The 18,730-nt window shown below is 66.3% G+C and carries 19 protein-coding genes; 10 read left to right on the top strand and 9 right to left on the bottom strand.

Going from position 1 to position 18,730, the window contains the following annotated elements; translation table 11 throughout:
- Positions 1 to 193 precede the first annotated feature (193 nt).
- From AC3WJI_RS10925 to AC3WJI_RS10905, 5 genes are all read right to left on the bottom strand, one after another.
- Positions 194 to 1,741: a serine hydrolase gene (locus AC3WJI_RS10925; protein WP_492757296.1), complete on the bottom strand. Its 1,548-nt coding sequence runs from the start codon at positions 1,739 to 1,741 to the stop codon at positions 194 to 196.
- Positions 1,742 to 1,902: 161 nt separating this feature from the next.
- A complete protein-coding gene (gene flgH, locus AC3WJI_RS10920; RefSeq protein WP_492757295.1) occupies positions 1,903 to 2,661 on the bottom strand; it encodes a flagellar basal body L-ring protein FlgH in 759 nt (252 codons plus the stop codon).
- Between the two features lie 32 nt (positions 2,662 to 2,693).
- The gene (flgA, locus tag AC3WJI_RS10915; RefSeq protein WP_492757294.1) at positions 2,694 to 3,128 is read right to left on the bottom strand and encodes a flagellar basal body P-ring formation chaperone FlgA; all 435 of its coding nucleotides are present in this window, start codon (positions 3,126 to 3,128) and stop codon (positions 2,694 to 2,696) included.
- Complete coding sequence (gene flgG / locus AC3WJI_RS10910; RefSeq protein ID WP_492757293.1) at positions 3,128 to 3,910, bottom strand: flagellar basal-body rod protein FlgG; 783 nt, start codon at positions 3,908 to 3,910, stop codon at positions 3,128 to 3,130. The genes flgA and flgG overlap by 1 nt, the downstream gene beginning before the upstream one ends.
- Before the next feature lie 21 nt (positions 3,911 to 3,931).
- A complete protein-coding gene (locus AC3WJI_RS10905) occupies positions 3,932 to 4,672 on the bottom strand; it encodes a flagellar hook-basal body complex protein (protein WP_492757292.1) in 741 nt (246 codons plus the stop codon).
- 116 nt (positions 4,673 to 4,788) lie between these two features.
- Here AC3WJI_RS10905 and AC3WJI_RS10900 point away from each other — a divergent pair, with 116 nt between their 5' ends.
- The 7 genes from AC3WJI_RS10900 (at position 4,789) to AC3WJI_RS10870 (ending at position 9,908) form a co-directional block, all read left to right on the top strand.
- Positions 4,789 to 5,334, top strand: coding sequence for a flagellar basal body-associated FliL family protein (locus tag AC3WJI_RS10900; protein WP_492757291.1), 546 nt, complete (start codon positions 4,789 to 4,791; stop codon positions 5,332 to 5,334).
- Positions 5,331 to 6,350, top strand: coding sequence for a flagellar motor switch protein FliM (gene fliM / locus AC3WJI_RS10895; protein WP_492757290.1), 1,020 nt, complete (start codon positions 5,331 to 5,333; stop codon positions 6,348 to 6,350). Before AC3WJI_RS10900 ends, fliM begins: the two co-directional genes overlap by 4 nt.
- On the top strand, positions 6,347 to 6,736 hold the full coding sequence (locus AC3WJI_RS10890; protein ID WP_492757289.1) for a DUF6468 domain-containing protein: 390 nt from the start codon (positions 6,347 to 6,349) through the stop codon (positions 6,734 to 6,736). Before fliM ends, AC3WJI_RS10890 begins: the two co-directional genes overlap by 4 nt.
- On the top strand, positions 6,736 to 7,299 hold the full coding sequence (locus AC3WJI_RS10885) for a MotE family protein (RefSeq protein ID WP_492757288.1): 564 nt from the start codon (positions 6,736 to 6,738) through the stop codon (positions 7,297 to 7,299). Before AC3WJI_RS10890 ends, AC3WJI_RS10885 begins: the two co-directional genes overlap by 1 nt.
- 265 nt (positions 7,300 to 7,564) lie before the next feature.
- Positions 7,565 to 7,888 carry a YnfA family protein gene (locus tag AC3WJI_RS10880; RefSeq protein ID WP_492757287.1) on the top strand — a complete coding sequence of 108 codons (324 nt, stop codon included), beginning with the start codon at positions 7,565 to 7,567 and terminating at the stop codon, positions 7,886 to 7,888.
- 156 nt (positions 7,889 to 8,044) lie between these two features.
- Positions 8,045 to 9,403 carry a hypothetical protein gene (locus AC3WJI_RS10875; protein ID WP_492757286.1) on the top strand — a complete coding sequence of 453 codons (1,359 nt, stop codon included), beginning with the start codon at positions 8,045 to 8,047 and terminating at the stop codon, positions 9,401 to 9,403.
- A gap of 262 nt (positions 9,404 to 9,665) precedes the next feature.
- Positions 9,666 to 9,908, top strand: a complete 243-nt coding sequence (locus AC3WJI_RS10870; RefSeq protein WP_492757285.1) for a hypothetical protein — start codon at positions 9,666 to 9,668, stop codon at positions 9,906 to 9,908.
- Positions 9,909 to 10,093: 185 nt separating this feature from the next.
- Here the strand turns inward: AC3WJI_RS10870 and AC3WJI_RS10865 are convergent, their stop codons facing one another.
- Positions 10,094 to 10,504, bottom strand: coding sequence for a hypothetical protein (locus tag AC3WJI_RS10865; protein ID WP_492757284.1), 411 nt, complete (start codon positions 10,502 to 10,504; stop codon positions 10,094 to 10,096).
- A gap of 78 nt (positions 10,505 to 10,582) precedes the next feature.
- Between AC3WJI_RS10865 and AC3WJI_RS10860 the strand changes: the two genes are divergently transcribed.
- Together AC3WJI_RS10860 and AC3WJI_RS10855 are read left to right on the top strand one after the other, a co-directional pair.
- Complete coding sequence (locus AC3WJI_RS10860) at positions 10,583 to 10,846, top strand: hypothetical protein (protein ID WP_492757283.1); 264 nt, start codon at positions 10,583 to 10,585, stop codon at positions 10,844 to 10,846.
- Complete coding sequence (locus AC3WJI_RS10855) at positions 10,846 to 12,615, top strand: hypothetical protein (protein WP_492757282.1); 1,770 nt, start codon at positions 10,846 to 10,848, stop codon at positions 12,613 to 12,615. The genes AC3WJI_RS10860 and AC3WJI_RS10855 overlap by 1 nt, the downstream gene beginning before the upstream one ends.
- 224 nt (positions 12,616 to 12,839) lie before the next feature.
- On the opposite strand, the gene AC3WJI_RS10850 is transcribed toward AC3WJI_RS10855, so the two are convergent.
- Genes AC3WJI_RS10850 through AC3WJI_RS10840 form a run of 3 tightly spaced genes read right to left on the bottom strand, consistent with a single transcriptional unit; the run spans position 12,840 to position 17,184 of the window.
- On the bottom strand, positions 12,840 to 13,748 hold the full coding sequence (locus AC3WJI_RS10850) for a flagellin (protein WP_492757281.1): 909 nt from the start codon (positions 13,746 to 13,748) through the stop codon (positions 12,840 to 12,842).
- A gap of 11 nt (positions 13,749 to 13,759) precedes the next feature.
- Complete coding sequence (locus AC3WJI_RS10845) at positions 13,760 to 15,856, bottom strand: FlgK family flagellar hook-associated protein (protein WP_492757280.1); 2,097 nt, start codon at positions 15,854 to 15,856, stop codon at positions 13,760 to 13,762.
- A 26-nt stretch (positions 15,857 to 15,882) separates the two neighbouring features.
- The gene (locus AC3WJI_RS10840; protein WP_492757279.1) at positions 15,883 to 17,184 is read right to left on the bottom strand and encodes a flagellar hook protein FlgE; all 1,302 of its coding nucleotides are present in this window, start codon (positions 17,182 to 17,184) and stop codon (positions 15,883 to 15,885) included.
- Between the two features lie 266 nt (positions 17,185 to 17,450).
- On the opposite strand from AC3WJI_RS10840, the gene AC3WJI_RS10835 reads away from it, so the two are divergent.
- Positions 17,451 to 18,617: a nitrogenase component 1 family protein gene (locus AC3WJI_RS10835; RefSeq protein ID WP_492757278.1), complete on the top strand. Its 1,167-nt coding sequence runs from the start codon at positions 17,451 to 17,453 to the stop codon at positions 18,615 to 18,617.
- The last annotated feature ends 113 nt before the right edge of the window (positions 18,618 to 18,730 follow it).

Here is an 18,730-nt window from a genome sequence, read left to right as displayed (position 1 = left end):
TGATATTTTCCTTCTTGGACTAGAGCCGCTTCTGCGGCCCGGATCGGAGACGCCGATCCGCGACCTGACGCATGCGCGTCCTGCAAATCCATCATGGGAAGATTTCAAGGGTGACCAAAATTCCTCCGCGAATTTATATGGTTAGCGCGCGGTTAACGCCGATGCGGCTGCCGCCGGCTCCGCTGTGTGCCGATCAGGGGACCGGCACGAATGCCAAATGCTGGTAATCGAAGCTGAAATCCGCGAGCGGCGACAGCGCCTTCATCGTCACGCCGGTGACCTTGCCGCCGCTGACCGCAAAGGTGACGATCGCGTCCTCCCCCGCGCCCTTGGCGAAGCGGGTCCGGAAGGTGTCCGGCCCCCAGGGCTCGAGCGCGCTTTTGAACACCGGGGTGGGCGTGAAGTCGATCGCCAGCCGGCCGCGCTTCTCGGCGACCACGATATCGCCGTACCAGGGATCGCGATACCGCCCGGCATAAGCCGAGAGCGGCAGCGACGGCCCCCCGGCAGGCGCCTTGTCGACACCCCCTTCGACACTAGCCAACGCCTCCGCCTCCGCCGCCTTCAAGTGCGCGCTGTAGGACGCGACCCAGTCGTAGGCCGGCGCGTCGATCAGGCGATCGAGGATTGCGTTGCGGATCGCGGACGAGACACTCTCTTCGACGTTGCTGAACACCGAGACGCCGATGCCGCGCGAGGGCAGCAACCCGGTATAGGTCACCTGTCCGGACAATCCACCGCTGTGCTGGATCATGCGCAGCCCGCGATAATCCTGGACGAACCAGCCGAGCGCATAGGTCTGGAGGATCGGGCGAACCGGATTGTCCGGCGTCGGCCCATCGCTGGATGCGGTGATCGTCGCCGGCGTCCACATCTCCTTGGCCTGCTCGCGCGACCAGAGTTGCTTGCCGTCTGGGAGCTTGCCCTGATCGAGCTGCACCTGAAGCCACTTCGCCATATCGGCGATGCTGGCGTTGATCCCGCCCGCCGCGTCGATCGCCGGGCCCTCATCGGCCTCGACGACCTCCACTTTGCCGATGCCGCGCACCGGCGGGCCGAGCCGCGCATGACGCCCGGCGACATTGTCGGTTCGAAGCGCGCCGCGCGAGGCCACCGTATCGGTCATCCCGATAGGCGCCAGGATCCGTTGCTGGACGAACCGATCCCAGCGCAGGCCCGACACGCGCTCGATCAGCACGCCGGCAACCAGGTAAAGGATGTTGTCATAGTCATAGCCGGCGCGAAAACCCCGGACCGGCTTGAGGAAGGGCAGCGCTTTTATCGCGTCACCGGCAACATGGCTCGACTGCGGAAAATACATCAGGTCTCCCGCGCCGAGCGGCAGGCCCGAGCGATGAACCAGAAGGTCGCGTACCGTCATCATCTCGGTCACCGCCGGATCGTACATCCGGAACTCGGGAAGATGCTTGCGCACCGGATCTTCCCAAGCGAGCTTGCCCGCATCGACCAGCAGCGCGAGCGCGGCCGCGGTGAACGCCTTGGAATGCGATGCGATGCCGAAACGCGTATGGATGTCGACCGGCGCCGACTTGCCCAGCGTTCGCACGCCATAGCCTTTGACGAAGGCCGGCATTCCTGGCCGCACCACCGCCACGGCGATGCCGGGCGTGTTGTTCGCCCGCATGAACGCGTGGACGATCGCGTCTATCTCGGTCTCGCCCAGCTGGGCCGCGCGCGCCCAGCCCGGCAGTGCGAAAGTCGCCAGGCTTCCGACCGACATGGCTAATGCCTGCCGCCTGGTCGTCTCAAATCCGCTCATCATCCCGCCCCTTCACATCAAGGGCGGCGATGCTAGCGGTTTCGAGCTGCCGGGCAATCGGCAAAGAAAAGGGCCCGTCCGATCGCTCGGACGGGCCCCCTGCTCTGCTCCGAGAAGTTAAATCAGAAGGGGAAAAGCGCGTCGTAGATCTGCTGGCCCCAGCGCGCCTGCTGCGCGTCGGTGAGCTGGCCCTTGCCGCCATAGATCACGCGCGCCTCGGCGATCTGGGAGTGCTGGATCGAATTGTCGCGCGCAATATCCTCGGGACGGATGATGCCGGTGACGAGCAACTCGCGCATTTCGAAGTTGACGCGCACTTCCTGCTTGCCGCGGATCATCAGATTGCCGTTGGGCAGCACCTGGGTGACGATCGCTGCCATCGTCATGTTGATCGTCTCGGAACGGTTGGTCGAGCCGCCGCCGGCATATTTCGAGCCCGAATTGGTCTCGAGCGCGGCATTGGCATTGCTGCCGAGCAGCTTGGCGACCGGCGCGATGCCGAGCAGCCCGCCGACGCCGCCATTCTCGGAACCGCCACGGGTGCGCGACGTGTTGTTGCCGAGATCGGCCTTGTCCTGGATGTTGATCTTGATCGTCAGGATGTCGCCGAGCTTGGCCGCGCGCTGGTCGCGGAAAAAGGCGCCGGCGCCGGTGCGGAACAGCGACGCGGTCGGTGCCGCGGCCGGCTGCGCAGCTATCTGAGTTGGGCGGCCGGTGCCGGTGCGGTCCGAAGGCATCGCCAGCGACGCTTCCATTTCGGGCGCGGCGACCGGGTCGATACCCGAGAGCTTCGGCGCCTTGCCGATCTGCTGGAGGCGGCCGACCGAGCCGCAGCCCGAAAGAGTGGCGCCGAGCGCTACGAGAAGAATGACCTTACGCATGTGCAAATCCCTGTGCGAATACGTTGAGCAAATTACGGTGCGGCGATCCGGACGGTGCCGGAGCCATCGATCGTGCCGTCGAGCGTGCGATTGGTGGTGTTCGTCACCACGCGCACCATTTCACCCTGCCCGCCGCCGTTCAGCGCGCGGCCCGAGGCGGTGATCACCAGCGCGCCCGAGACGATACGGATCGTCACTGGCTCGCCGCGGCGCACGAGTTGCGGCTTCATCAGGTCCGAGCGCCGGACGGTCATCCCCGCGGTGAGGTTGCGGGCGGCTTCCATGCCGGCAGCATCCTCGGCCGAGAGCACGCCGCGCGCGGCGGCGGGCGCACGCGCCTCGCTCTCGAAGTCGCTGCGCTCGAGCCGTGTGCCCTTCTCGATCGGGTGGGCGAGGACGGCGACCTGCACGTCCTCTGCCGCGACCGGACCCGCGCCGAGCAGCGCCAATGCCAGCAGCGCGCCCATCAGCGCATCTGGCTCGTGGTCGACAGCATCTCGTCGGCGGTCTTCACGACGCGGCTGTTCATCTCATAGGCGCGCTGTGCGGTGATCAGTGCGGTGATCTCGGCAACGGCGTTGACGTTCGACCCTTCGACGAAGCCCTGGCTCAACGTGCCGAAGCCCGGCTCGCCCGGCGCGGCGACAGTCGGCTGACCCGAAGCCGAAGTCTCGAGGAAAAGGTTCTCGCCCTTCGCTTCGAGGCCGGCGTCGTTGATGAAGGTCGCGAGCTCGAGCTGACCGACCGTCTGCGGCTGCGGATCGCCCGAAGTGATCACCTGAACTTCACCGGTTTTCGAGACGGTCACATCGACGGCGCCTTGCGGGATCGTGATGCCGGGCTGCACCGGATAGCCGTCCTGCGTCACCAGCTCGCCCTGGTCCGACACGCCGAAGCTGCCGTCGCGGGTGTAGGCGGTGTCGCCCGAAGGCAAGGTGATCTGGAAATAGCCGCGTCCGGTGATCGCCACGTCATAGCGATTGTCGGTCTGCTGGAGTGCGCCCTGCTGCTGGATGCGATAGACGCCGCCGGTCTTGACGCCCGAGCCGATCTGGATGCCCGAGGGCGCCTTGGTGTCGGGGCCGGTCGCGCCGCCGGGACGCTCGATATTCTCGTAGAGCAGGTCCTGGAATTCGGCGCGCTGGCGCTTGAATCCAGTGGTGTTCATGTTGGCGATGTTGTTCGAGATGACGTCGACATTGGTCTGCTGCGCGAGCATGCCGGTCGATGCGATGGAGAGCGAACGCATTTAAGGGTTCCTTTCTGGAATTCAGCCGACGCGGCCGAGCCGGTCGATCGCCTTCTTGCGAAGGTCGGACATGCTTTCGTTGAGGGTCGCGCTTGTCTGATAGGCGCGCAGGATTTCGACCATGTCGGTGGTCTCGGTGATCGCGTTGACGTTCGATCCCTCGACCCCGCCGGTCTTCAATTTGGTCTCGGCAGCGGTCAGCTCGCGCCCGTTGGCACCGTTGAACATGCCGTCGCCGCGCGGATCCATGCTGGCCTCGTCGAAGACAGTTACCGCGATACGTCCGAGCGGCCCATCAGCCCCCATCACGCTGCCATCAGGAGAAATACGGATCTGCCCGGCATTCTCGGTCGGCACGGTGATCGGCTTGCCGCCTTCGCCGAGGATTTTCTGGCCGCCGGCAGTGGCGAGCTCGCCGCTCTGCAGCACCTTGATATAGCCGGCGCGCGTATAGGCAGTGCCGCCGCCCGGCGCCTCTACGCTCAGATAGCCCGGCCCCTCGATCATCACGTCGAGCGGATTGTCGGTCAGCTGGAAGCCGCCCGAGCTGGCGTCGTGCGCCGTGCCGTAATCGAGCACGAACGACGTCTTCTTGGCGTCGGGCGTGACCATGGTCTCGCTCTGCTCGACGAACTCGCGGAACACCGGCTTTTCGCGCTTGAATCCCACCGTATTCATATTGGCGAGATTGTTCGCCGCAACGTCGAGCCGGCGCCGCAGCGCCTGTTCCTGGCTCAGCAATACATAAGACGAGACGTCCACCGGAGCATCCTTCAGAAATTTGTCGCTAGGCAGAAATTGCCGGGTGACCATCCTATAATAGAGGCAAATCAGTCGGCGCGGTTGCCGGGACGCTGATTTCGAAAGGTGCCAGGGAAATGTCGTCACCCGAGATCGTCGAGGAAGGTGCAGAGGGTGCAACGCCCGCTAAGCCCAAGTCGAAGAAGAAGCTCATTATTATAGGAGCGGCTGCGGGCGTGCTGCTGCTCGGTGGTGGCGGCGGCGCCGCGATGATGCTGTCGGGCGGGTCGGCAAAGGCCGAGACCGCCGCCGACGCGCATGGCGAAGCCGCGGCCGAGACCGAGAGCGGCGGCCATGGCGGCGGCGAAGGCGACAGCAAGGAAGCGTTCGTCGACGTGCCCGCGATGGTGGTGAACCTGCGCTCGCCGGACGGCGCGTCGCGCTTCCTCAAGATCCACTTCATGATGGTGCCGGGCCCCAAGGGCACGCCCGAGACGCTCAAGGACAAGCTGCCGCTGATCCTCGACGCTTATCAGCCCTTCCTGCGCGAGCTGCGCCCCGAGGATCTCGCCGGTTCGGCGGCGGTGTTCCGCATCAAGGAAGAGATGCTGGTCCGCGCCACCGAGATGACCGGCCCCGGCATGGTCAAGGACATCCTCATCCAGGACCTCGTCCAGCAATGATCGATCTCGACGATTTCGACCTCCCCGAACCGCCCGTCGCCGCGATGGGCGCCGACGGCGACGTTCGCTTCGACCAGGCGGACATCGACGCGCTGTTCGGCGATTTCGGCGGTCCGGTCGAGAAGAAGAAGGGCCTGCGCGCGGTCATCGAGTCCAAGGTGATCAGCCACGAGCGTCTGCCGATGCTCGAAGTGGTCTGCGATCGCATGGTCCGCTCGTTCGCCAGCTCGATGCGCAGCCTCACGTCGGACGCGATCGATGTCAGCCTCGAAAACGTCACTTCGATCCGTTTCGGCGAGTTCATGAACCAAGTGATGCTCCCGGCGATGGTCGGCGTGTTCAAGGTTCAGGAATGGGAGAGCTTCGGCCTCGTCACCGTCGAATCGAGCCTGATCTATGCCGTGGTCGATGCGCTGCTCGGCGGTCGCGGCGGCGGTGCGCCGACGCTGATCGACGGCCGCGCCTTCACCACGATCGAGACCGGCCTCGTCTCGCGGATGCTCGAATTCGCACTCAAGGACTTCTCGGCGGCGTTCGAGCCGATCGAGCCGATCAACATCGATCTCGAGCGTATCGAGAGCAACCCGCGCTTCGCCGCGATCGCCGGCACCTCGAACATCTGCGCGATCGCCACCTTCCGCGTCGACATGCTCGGCCGCGGCGGCGAATTCACGATGGTGTTCCCCTATGCAACGCTCGAGCCGGTTCGCCACAAGCTGCTCCAGCGCTTCATGGGCGAGAAGAGCGGCCGCGACGGCGTCTGGGAAGCGCATATGGCTTCCGAGATCCGCAAGACCAATGTCGACGTGAACGTCGTGCTCGGCGAGAAGGCAATGGCGATCGCGGAGCTGAAGGCGCTCGAAGTCGGCCAGACCATCGCGCTCCACAAGAGCCCCGACGACCCGCTCGACCTCGCCTCGGGCGGCGTCACGCTCGCCCAGGCCCAGATCGGCCAGCGCCGCGGCAAGGTCGCCGTGCGCCTCGTCAACGACGTTTCCAAGGGAAAGAAATCATGAGCTTCGCCATTCTCGCAAATGCGCTGACGATGATCCTGTGCATGGCCGTGCTCGTGCAGAGCGTCCGGATGATGCGCAGCCTGCGTACCGTCAAGGACGGCGCGCTCACCGAGACCGTGACCGCGCTCGAAAAGGCCACCGCCGGCGCCCGTGCTGTGCTTTCCGAGATGAAGGCGACGCTCGGCACCGATTGCGCCCAGCACGCCCGCCTCGTCGACCAGGCCCGCGGCCTGCGTGACGAGCTGTCGGACATGATCGGCATCGCCGACGCTGCCTGCGAACGCGTGGTCAATGCCGTCAGCCTCGCCAACGCCGTGCGCTCGAGCGACGCGGCCGAGGACGAAGACTTCGAGCGCCAAGCCAAGCCCGAAGCCGAGCTCGTCTGATGGCCCGCCCTTCCCTCCTGCTGCTCACCGCCGCCGCATCGGCGCTGGCCGTAGTGGCGAACGCTTCGACGATCGCGACCAGCGCGACGCAAAACAGCGCGTCGCAGACGCGGCTTGGCAGCTCGATCGAGCAGGACATCGCCGACCGCGACAGCGCCGCCGCGCGCCGCAAGCGCGGGCTCGACCTGCGCGAACAGGCGACCAAGGCAGCGCAGGCGCGGCTCCAGGCCGATCTCGAAGCGCGCCAGAAGCAGGCCGATGCCGCTGCGGCGCCCGGCGGCGTCGCCGGCGGTGCCCCCGAGCCGGCCGAAGCCCAGTTCGACGAGCTCGCGCGCATCTACCAGGCGATGAAGCCCAAGGCCGCCGCGGTGGTGTTCGAGCAACTCGACATGGAAGTGCAGATGAAGGTCGCGCAGCGGATGCGCGAGCGCTCGACCGCGCTGATCATGGCCGCGATGACGCCGAAGGGCGCCGCGTCGCTGAGCATGGCACTCGCCCGCCGCTCGGCGCGCATGGCCGCCGCCGCGCCGCCGCCGCAGGGGGGCCAGCGCGGGCGCAAGTGAGCGCCTTGGTGGGAGACTCGGAAAGAGGCCGGGGAGCGATCCTCGGCCTTTTTCGTGCGGCGCTCCCGCGAATGGCCCAACGTGACGAGCCTTGGCAGGACCCGTTCCCCGGCGAAGGCTGGGGCCCAGGTTCGAGGAACTCGGCGCGTTCAAACCCCGCTCTCGAACTGCATCGCGACTGGGCCCCGGCCTTCCCCGGGGAACGAGTCTTCGATCGGACGGGTCCCTCTAGCCGCCACCGCGCGCGCCTGCGACAAAGAGCGCGATGACACCCCTCGCATATATCGGCGCGGCGCTGGCCGAGATCGCCGGCTGCTACGCCTTCTGGGCATGGCTGCGGATGGGCAAGTCGCCCTGGTGCGTGGCGCCCGGCATGGCGTCGCTGTGCCTGTTCGCGTATCTGCTGACCCGCATCGACACCGATCATGCCGGCCGGGCCTATGCGGCCTATGGCGGCGTCTACATCGCCGCGGCCCTGCTCTGGCTATGGCTCGCCGAGGGCGCACGGCCGGACCGCTGGGACCTGATCGGCGCCACTATCTGCCTGGCGGGCAGCACGATCATATTGTTCGGGCCGAGAGGGGCGTAGCGGTCGGGCTTGCGTTGCCAAACCGAGGGCCGCTGCACTGCGTAGAGCATCTGCTCTATATTATCCGACGAAGCTGCCTCATGCCTTACCGCAAGGCGCTTGCAATGTAGGATTTCAACTGTTCACTTAATGTTCCAACGAGCAAGGAGCACATAAGTGACTTATGTAGATTCAGCAGATTTGGCCGCGACGGGTCCGGGTCAAGGCGCAGCGATGGTCGGGTTCTCCCAAGGCTTGACCGGCGCCATCGCACGAAATGCAAATGAGAAATTGCGCGAAAGTGTCTCGGTCAAAGATTTTGGCGCGACTGGAGACGGCACTACAAACGACCGATCCTTCATTCTAGCGGCTCGCGACAGTGGCGCCACATCTCTGTTTTTTCCGAAAGGCGTCTATCGCATAGACGGTAAAATCACTTTCGGCGACAGCGATCAGGTGATGCACCTGCATTTCGAAGCGGGTTCGCGCATCTTGACGGATGCCTACTCCGGAATCTGCGCGATCGAAGTATTGAAGCAGGTATTTTCGATTAGCGGCATCTGCGATCTGAAAAGCGCCGGGAGCATGAGCGACGGCCTGAGCAGCGTCGGCCTCCGTCTGGGATCCACAACACAGGGTATTGCGTATTTCGAAATCGAGCGCCTTCGTCTGGAGGGCTTCTCCGGGCGCGGACTTCTCGCCTTTTCGCCCGTCAACGTGAAGATCGGCAGAATCGATGGATACTCCTGCCCGTATATCGTATCGTTCGAGAAGGACACGGCCGGGCATGCTGGCACCGCGATCGCGATAGAGCATGCTTACCTGAGCGGTGGCATGCGCGGCCTGAACCTCGAGGGTGTCGGCTGGACCGAAATCGGGACCCTCGTCCTTGAATATTGCGGACATGCGACGCAAGCGGATGGCGCGCTTCACCTCAAGCAGGTTGGCACGGTCGTCATTCGCAATATCTACGGAGAACAAAACGCGCGAAACATGGTAATCGACGATAGCACCCCCACGATTCTGGGCGGCTCGATGTTTACGGCGACCGCACCAGACGTGATTTCCTATTCGGGGGTGGCCTTTACGGATCGCGGTGCCGTTCGTCTGGTCGGGAACTCCGTTCGGGCAGCGCGTCTGCTACCGGATGATCTGATGCAGCGGGATCTTCAGATCGGGTCCAACCTGGTTGTGCCGTTGAGCGGGGGATCCGTTCGTTTCGGCAAGACTACTTCCGCGACCTTTAGCGGGGCCGCAACAAGCGGGACGTGGACGTCCATTCTCTCCGTCACTGGACAGTCGGGAGACGCTGCCGCGCGCTCGGTATATGACTATGTCGTGAGGTTGGGTCAGGGAGCTTCCTCAACCGGGATTGACAGCGGGAAGATCATGAACGGCACGCTATATAGCGCGACAGGCACCACTCCTACTTGGCTTCGTATGAGCGGAGATCAATTGCAGGTATTGTCCCCGTCCACCGGCGCCGGCCTGCAATATGCCGGCGAGGTACTGATACGCAACGGGGATACTTTCTAGATTTCGATATCGCGGATGGTTTAATTTAAGCATCGGTGCCTCGGACACCGAAGATACGCTGACTTGTTTTTGAGAGGGGATTGGAGCGCTCCTCTCATTTTCTCCAGGTCTGTCTTGGATATTCGCCTACCCAGCAATAGGCTTGCTTGAGCCTCGTCGGCCAACCGTTCGTCGCGTTAACCTCGATCAGGCCGGAACGGCCCTCCCCTCCGGGCATTAACATTTGGGTAACCGCGGCGGGAAGGCCGGGGGAGGGTCGTGAATGGGTTCTGTTCGCCGACTGGCCAGGCTGCTGGCCAGCCATGTACATGCGCAGGAAGATGTGTCGCGCCAGCCGCGCCACGCGCCGCCGCGTGCGTGTGGCGGCGAGGCGCCGGTGGCCGCTCGGCTGCCGCTGGTGGTGCAAAAAGGCGGGTTCGATTGCGGCGGATTGGCGCGGGTCGACAGTCTGGGGCTCGTCGTGCGGATCAAGCACAACGACGAGGGCGCCTGCCCCCTCGCCTAGGCCGTGCCGACGGGATCTGTCGCTTGCGACTGGGCTTGCGATGTAGGATTTCGCCCGCTTCCCTACCTCCGTCGGCCAAATCACCAACTCTTTGAAATCGGTAGATATAAGGTCTCGACGAAACCTGCGGATAGCGTGACCTTAGTGTGACTCCTCACCTCCCGACCCGGGCTGGATAACTGCGATCAGTTTCGCGCGGCGGCGACTTCGACGATCAGCACGCGCGCGACGCCCGGCTCGGCGGCCTTGATCGCAGTGTTGAGATCATGATCGAGGCGCTCGGCGTCGATCGCGCGCAGGCCAGAGGCATTGAGCCGGGCGAATTCGAGCGCGGCGGCGACCGTGGTCTCGCGCAGCGCTGGGAGTTCGGCGGTCGCCTTGGCGGCGCTCGCCGCGTCCTGCGCCTCGAGCACCAGCTTGAAGCGCATGTTGCCGGCAAGACGATCGGCCTCGATGATCGGCACGACGACTTCGTCCATCGGCACGAGGTTGAGCCCGCCGGTACCTGCGCCGCCGCCGCCGGACGCCTGCGCCCCGCCGCCCGGAAGGGGCACCAGCGCCATCGTCAGCGCGAGCGTGGCCAGACTTCTACGCACGTCAAAACTCCATGGTTTGGGCGGTCGAGTGCGCGCCCATGCCCTATAATAGAATGAAATGAGCCAGAAGGTGCGTCAGTGAGTCACGATCAACGTCCCGGGCGGATGCGCGTCGTCAAGGATCCGAGCGAAACCGATCGCCGCCGCGGGAACGCGGTGACGATCGACGCCTACCCGAATTCGTTCGAGGTGGTCGGCGGTGCGGCCGTCAACGCCGTCGCCGGCAATGCTGCTGCCGCCGACAAGGCCGGCCTGCCGCTGCTTTCGGCCGGGCTGTTCCTGCTCGCCTGCGCGGCGGGCGGCGTGCTCGTCGCGATCGTCCGTCCGCTGGGTCTCGGTTGATGCGGACCGCCCTTATTGCCTTGCTCGCCGGCGCCGCCACCGCGGCGCCTCCGGCCGCTACGCCTGCAGTGACGCCCGCGGAGACACCCGGCCTCAATTCCGCCGCCGCGGCGCTGCCGCCCTTCGCGGCCGAGCTCGCGCAGATGCCGATGATCACCGACGGTGCGAGCTGGCATGGCGAGACCGGCGATGCCGGCTGGGCGCTGCTCGCCGCCTCGCGCCCCGAAAACCGCCAGCTGCGCCGCTGGAACTATGCGCTCGGGCTGATCGGCGAAGGCCGCGGCGCCGACGCGCTGGGCGTGCTCGACGTGATGCAGAGCAGCGACAAGGACCTCGGCCTCGTCGCGCCGTTCCTGCTCGCGCGCGGCGTCGCGCTGACTCTGGTCGAGCGCGACGAGGACGCCGTCTCGGCGCTCGCCACCGACGATCTCGCCGCCAATCCCGAGGCGTGCGCCTGGCGGATGCGCGCGCTCGCCCATGCCGGCGACGCACAGGCGGCGATCCGCCAGGTCAATTGCGCGCTTCCCGCGATCAACGGGCGCAAGCCCGACGACCGCGCGCCGTTCGTGCTCGCCGCCGCCGGCGCCGCGATCGATGCCGGCCAGCCGGCCCCGGCGCTCGCCTGGCTCAAGCTGTTCGGCGACCAGGATCCGGAAGCCAACGTGCTGCGCGGCCGCGCTTTGGTTGCCACCGGCGACCCGCAGGGCGGCAAGCTCCGGCTGGACCGCGCCGCGATCAGCGGCGATGCCGACGTCAAGGCGCAGGCCCGGCTCGGCACGATCGAGGCCGGGCTCGCGACGCACAGCCTCGCCCCTGCCGAGGCGCTCAAGCAACTCGACGCGCTGCGCTTCGGCTGGCGTGGCGGTGCCATCGAGCAGCGCGTGCTCGAGATCCAGCTCGACCTCGCCAACGAGGCGCACGACCTGCGCGCGCAGCTGCGCGCCGGCGCCGCGCTGATCCGCTACTTCAAGATCGGCGCCAAGGCCGCGCCGATGCTCGCTGAGCTGCAGGCGGCGCTCGCCGCCGCGCTCGCGCCGGACAGCGGCGTGCCGCTGCCCGAGGCTGCCGGGCTGTATTGGGACTATCGTGAGCTGGCGCCCGCCGGCGCCGAGGGCGACGCGCTGGTGCTGCGCCTCGCCGGCCGGCTCCAGGATGCCTCGCTCTACGCCCGCGCCGCCGAGTTGCTGCAATATCAGCTCACCCAGCGCGCGCAGGACGTCGCGCAGGGCCCGCTGTCGGTCAAGGTGGCGTCGCTCCACATCCTCGCCGGCCGTCCCGACCGTGCGCTCGATGCGATCCGCACCACCGAGCAGCCGAGCTATTCGGACGCGATGCGGCAGGACCGCAAGCGCGTCGAGGCCGTCGCCTTGCTGCGCCTCGGTCGGGTCGACGCGGCGATGGCCGCGCTCGATGGGCTGCCCGACGCGCACGCGATCCGCGCCGAGATGCGCTGGCAGGTCAAGGATTGGGGCAATTTCGTCACCGAGAACGCCCTGCCCGCGCCCAAGCCGGGGCTCAGCGAGCCCGCGCAGGCGGCGATCCTGCGCCAGGCAGTGGCGCTGGCGATGCTCGGCCGCGAGGACCAGCTCGAAGCATTGCGCACCCGCTATGGCCCGGCGTTTAAGACGCTGCCGAGCGGATCGGCGTTCGACGTGCTGACTCGCAAGGTCGGCAGCATCGACCCCGCCGCGATCGGCGCGGCGATGACTGCGATTCCGCAGGCAAGCCCCGCGGGCGCAACGGGCGACCTGCTCGACGCGGCGTCCTGAGCCAGTCTTACCAGGTCATTTGAACAGTTCCCCGGCGAAGGCCGGGGCCCAGTATCGACGAAGTTGAGGGGGCAGTGCTGCCCTCGAGAGCGCGTGCAACTGGGCCCCGGCCTTCGCCGGGGAACAGAAAAAGGGTCTGACGCGCGTGCGCCAGGCCCTTTTTGCATGAATACGTCAATCGTTCCGTCTCCCCGGCACCGGCCGGGTAACGCAGTCTACGACTGTTAGCGGATGTAGTTGACCAGGCTGAGATCGGAAAGCTGCGAGAACACCGAATAGCTCGCCTGGAGCATCGTCTTCTGCTGCGCGAGATCGAGCGCGACCTGGCCGAGATCGGCGTCTTCGTTGGTCTCGATCACGCCTTCGAGCAGCAGCCCGCGCTCTTCGCCGCGTGTGGTCAGCGTCTCGACCTGATTTTGCTTGCGCCCATTATCGGCATTGACGGCGCGCAGGCTGTCGATGCCGGTGCCGAGCTGCGCCACCGCCTGCTTGAGCGCATCGAGCTGTGTCGCGGTCGGCTTCGCGCCGATCGTGCCGGCCTGGGCGAGCGTCTTGAACGCCGCATAAAGGTCCTTGCCCACTGCGCTCGCGGTAATGCCGTAGGTCACGTCGACGCCGTCGGCGACGCGCGCGGTCGAGCGGATGCCGTCGTCCTTGAACGCATCGTCCACGCTGGTCGTGGCGACCTCGGCGAGCGTGTTCGGCGTGAACGGCGTGCCATCGGTCTGCGAGCCGGCGAACAAAGGCGCGCCGCCCTCATTGCCGTTGAGCGACGTGCGATACTGGCTGAACGCGGTTTCGATCGCTTCCTGCAGGCCGGCGGCGTCGCCAGTGCCGATCGCGTTGAGGATGTCGTTCTTGAGATCCCCGGTCGCCTTCTCGATGCCCTCGAGATGACCCTGGTAGATCGACAGGGTCGTGCCGACGCGCTTGGCGACGGTCGACTGCGAGCTCTGGCGTGAGAGCAGGCTGTGCGCCGAGAGGTTGCGCACGGTCTCGGTGCCCAGATCGGCGAAGTCCGAGGCCTTCTTGCCCGTCGACAGGCGCTGCTGGGTGAGCGCGAGCTTTTCCTGCGAGCGCTGGATCGCGCTCGACATGGTACGCTGGAGCGGGATGGTGGCTACGCGAGTCATTGGGGTTCCGATCAGACCATGTTGAGCAGGGTGTCGTACATTTCCGACGCCGTGGAGATGACGCGTGCGGCCGCCGAATAGCTGTTCTGCAAGACCACCATCGTCGAGAGCTCCTCGTCGATGTTGACGCCCGAGAAGCTATCGCGGCGGTTGATCGCGTCGTCGCGGCGCGCCGAGGCGTCGAGCAGGTTGCCCTCGGCCTGGCTCGCGTCGAGCCCGGCGCGGCCGAGCAACAGGCTCGAGAAGCGTTCGATCGTCGTCGTGCCGTCCTTGCCGAGATCGATCGAGGCGGCGAGCTTGTCGACGAACGCCGTCGCGCCACGCGTGTCGCCGGCGCCGAGCGCCTTGGCACCCACCGCCGCGCTCTCCTGGAAGCGCGCGAGCGGCAGCTTGGCCGGCGTGGCGAGGACTTCGGGGCGCACCTGCGCATCTCCCAGCCCGCTCGACGCGCCGGTCAACCCGAGCATCGCCGTGAAGCCGCGGCCGCTGCCGTAGCGGTTGGTCGAGTCCGACGGGACCGACAGCGTCGCTCCCGACAGCGCGCCCTTGGGCTCGAAGCGCATCCGGCCGCGATCGTCGAGGCTGAAGGTGCCGTAGGTGCCGATCGGGCTGCCGTTGAGCTCGCTGACGAGGTCGCCGACGGTGCCGCCGGTGCTGGGGGTGAGCGTGTAGCTGGTCAGCGCCCGGCCGCTGGCGTCGCGCAGCACGATCTGCGCGGTCTCGCCGGTGGCGAAGCCGTGCGCGTCGCCCGTTGCCAGTCCCGAAGGGACCAGCGAACTGGAGTCACTGCGAACGATGTCGTTGAGCCCGAAATATTGCGAGACGCCCACGCCGGCGCGCGCGCTCGGCTTGGTCTCGCTCTGCGCGACGACGACGCCGTTGCCGGTGCCGTTCGCCTTGATGCTGAGCTTGCCGTCGGTGAAAGTCGCGGTGGCCGCGCCGCCCAATCCGGCGTTGATGGCCGTCACCATGTCATTGATCGTCGCGCCCGCGGGCATCGCGTCGAAGTCGATGGCGGTCTTGGCGACGAGCGTGCCGTCGGCCTTGGTCACTGCGAAGGTCGCGGCGCCGGTGAAGCCCAGCCGGTCGCTGCCGATGAGACCGGTCTGGCGACCGTCGAGGCTGGCGGGCGGCGGCACGGTGCTGCCGGCGTTGGAAACCGAGTTGAGCGCCTCGGACAGTCCCGAGAACAGGACCCCCATCTGCTCGCTGAACGCAGGCAAGGTCCGGTCGCGCAAGTCGAGCAGCCCGCCTAGCTTGCCACCGACCGCGGCGCTGTCGAGCTTCTCACCGGTCGCGGCGCCGGGCGTGCCGTTGTCGTCGGCGAAGCGGATTTCGATCGTCGGATAGATCGGCTGCGAGGCGCCGAGCCCGGAATTGGGATAATTGAGCTGGCGCAGGCGCTTGTCGAGCAGCACCCCGCCATTGGCGGTCTCGATCGAGACGCGCCCATCGGGCTGCTCGCGCACATTGACGGCGATCAGGCCGCTCAATTCCTCGATCGCGCTCATGCGCTGGTCGGCCGCACCGCCGACATTCTTGCCCTGCCCGGTCGCTGAGGCGACGGTGGTGTTGAGGTCGTGGATGCGCTTGAGCAGGCTGTTGATCTTGTCGACCGAATAGCCGACCTCGGATTCGACGTCGCCGCGCAGGCCGTCCACGTCGGTGGTCAGCTGCTGCATCGAATCGATCGCGTCCTGCACGTCGGTCGTGAACACCGCGACGGTCTGCGCCGAGCTCTGCGAGCCGGTCATCGCGACCGCTGCCGAGCTGATCGCGTCGAGGCGCGCCGGCAGGCCCGAGGCCGCACCCGGCTGGCCGAGCAGCGACTGGAGCCGGTCGAGATAACCCGACGTGACTTCCGCCCGGCCGTAATCGCCCGCGCGGCGATAGACATTGGCTTCGAGGAAGCGATCGGCGACGCGGCTGGGCTCGCCCACCACGACGCCGCTGACCTGCCCCGAGACCACCCCGGTGGTGAGGTTGACGGTTTCGCGGGCATAGCCCGCCACGCCGACATTGGCGATGTTGTTGGAAACCGAGCGGAGTCCGGCCTGGGCTGCTGCCAGGCCGGACGCCGCGGATCCGAGGATGCTGTTGAGCGACATCGCTTAGGTCTCGGACTTTTGGAGGATTAACGCTTCAGGTCGCTCACTTCGCGGAGCATGTCGTCCACGGTGGTGATGATCTTCGACGAGGCGCTGTAGGCGCGCTGGAAGCGGATCATGTTGGTGAACTCGCCCGCCAGGTCGACGGTCGAGGCCTCCAGCGAGTTCGAAGCGATCGCGCCCGCGCCGAGCTGGCCCGGAGCGTTGAGCGTCATGCCGCCCGAGGCGCGGCTGATCGTGTAGGCGTTGCCCGACAGGCGGGTGAGGCCGTCCGGGTTCTGGAAGGTGGCGATCGGCAGCTGGAACACCGCGCGGGTCGAACCATCCGAGAAGATCGCGTTGACCACGCCGCTCTTGCTGATTTCGACCGACGAGAGGTTGCCGAGCATGCCGCCGTCGACGTTCGACGAGATTAGCGAGCTTTCGGTGCCGAACTGGGTGATGCCGTCGATGCCGTCGTCGCTGCCGATCGACAGCGTGATCGGAACCGAACCGGCATTGTTGGTCCAGGTCACGTTGAGCGGGTTGAACAAAGCGGCGCTCGAGCCCGCGCGGTCGAGGCTGCCGTCCGGGTTGAACTTGATCGTGCCGCTGGCGAGCACGCCGCCGGTGGCGGTGACGTCGGTGGCCGGGTTCGAATAGACTTCGCTCTGCCAGGTGTTCGCACCCGTCTTGATGAAGCCCATCGTCACGCGGTGCGTGCCGCCCTGCGAATCCGACACGTCGAACGAGCGGGTGAACTGCGGGGTCACCGCGCCCGACGCCATGTTACCGGCGGTGTAGGCGCCAGTGTAATCGGCGGTCGACGACTGCAGGTTCATGCGCGCCTGGATGCGCGTAGTCGGCGATGCGGTGCCGATCAGGTCGCTCACGCGCACCGGCTCGAGCGCTTCGACGCTGCCGGTGTTGGTGTAGCCGCCCGAGGCGTCGAGGCGCCAGCCATAGAGATAGAGGCCGGCAGGGTTGCGCAGAAAACCTTCCTCGTCCGGGCGGAACGCGCCGGCGCGGGTGTAAGCGACGTCGCCGGTCGAATCCGACGAGGCGCGCGTCACGAAGAAGCCGCCGCCGTCGATCGCGAGATCGGTGCTGCTGCCCGAAGCCTGGAGCAGGCCCTGCTTGGAGATGGTCGAGACCGGCGCGGCGGCGACGCCGCCGGCCGAATAGTTGCTCTTGGCACGGCCGTCGGTGACCATGGTGCGGAACTGAGCTTCGACGCCCTTGTACCCGACGGTGTTGATGTTGGTGATGTTGTCGGCGACGGTCGCCATTGCGCTCGCTTGGGCGCTGAGGCCGGACACGCCGGCGTAGAGAGCGGAATAGAGGCTCAAGTCATTACTCCTGACGACGCCCGCGGATCGATCGCGCGGGCTCACAGGGCTATTCTAGGATGAAATCGGCGGAACGGGATTTGGACGGGCGAAAATGGGCCGACGGATTCTTGCACCTCTCCCTTCGCAGGAGCGGAAAGGGATGGCTCGGCGGAACCTGCGATGCACACTGCGCGTGCACTGAATCTGGGCGGGTCGGACTTGCTCTTTGAGAATGCGACGTGCAACGGGCCGGGGCGATCCCTCGCAAACGGAAACCGTTGCCGATGCGCGTGCTTTTCTACCTTCCGGCCACCACGCCGAACTGGTTCAATGACTCGGTAAGCCACCTGATCCGATCCGCATCCCGGCAGCATGAGGTCCATGTCATCGCGCCGCCGATTTGGAGCGGAACCGGGATCGGCCAAAGCGAGCTTGAGCGCTGTGGCGACATGACCGAAGTACAATGGCATTTCATAGGCGGCCCCGATCATCCCAGCTATCGTACCCGCCCCGAAGACCCGGACGCGCTGGTCGCGTTCGTCGAGACGATCAATCCCGACTATACACTCTGCCGATCCGCGGACGTCACGACACCGGACCGCTTCCCCGGGCGCGTCGCCTATCTGATGGAGGCGGAATTCCCGCCCGACCTGCTCGGTCCCATTCCGGTCGGCGGCCGTCTGCAAGTCACGCGGTCCGACCTCTTCGCGTTCGGGATGATGCCGCCGCTGTCCCCGTCGGAGCGGACATGGCTCCTGGATGCCGTCGCGGATCGGTGGCGCGCCTGTAATAGTGGCGATGCCACCGGGCGCGCCGCGGCGCTCACCGCGCTCGGTCTTCCCGCCGATCGCAAGCTGGTCGCGCTGCCGCTGCAATATCAGGGCGAGGAAAACTTTCTCGGGCAGGTGCAGGGCTTGCAGGAAAGCGCCGACGCATTCGTCGGCCGCATCGCTGCCGCGCTTGGCCCCGATTATATGCTCGCCGTCTCGCTGCACCCGATGGATTTGCGCAGGGCAACAAGCACGCCGGCGCTCGATCGGATCGCGCATATGGATACCGACCGCGTCCGTATAGCCGCGGTCGACGTGGAAAGCGTTCGTGGCGTGGTGACGGAGACGCTGATCCGGCACGCCGAGGCGCTCGCGGTGGCCGAATCGAAATCGATCATGATCGCCGCGCTGCTCGGCAAGCCGATCCTACGTGTCTCCAGCCACCCCACCGCCGCTTGGGTACGCGCCTATGACGATCCGATGGTCTTCGCAGCGGCGCTGCGCAATGGCACCGCCGCGGCGGCGGATACCCAAGACGCCCTCATCTATTACGCCTATCACTATGCCAACAACGCCTTCGTCGCGTCGCAGACGACCTTCGAAGAGTTGATCGCGCGGATAGACCACCCGCACGACCCTGACCGATGGGAGCGCGCGATTTCTTCCACCCTCTTAGCCTGAGCGGCAAAGCCCGCTGTTAACAGGCGACCTGTCACTCGGCAAAAATTGCCGGGTGACTCCACCGCCTTCGCCGCGCGCATCCTATAAGAGAGCATACGCACTCTAAGAGGTTG

The organism is Sphingomonas sp. FW306-1B-B10E (genome assembly GCF_058782005.1).
Note: the sequence above shows the minus strand (reverse complement) of the source record. Positions and strands in the feature narration are given on the sequence as shown.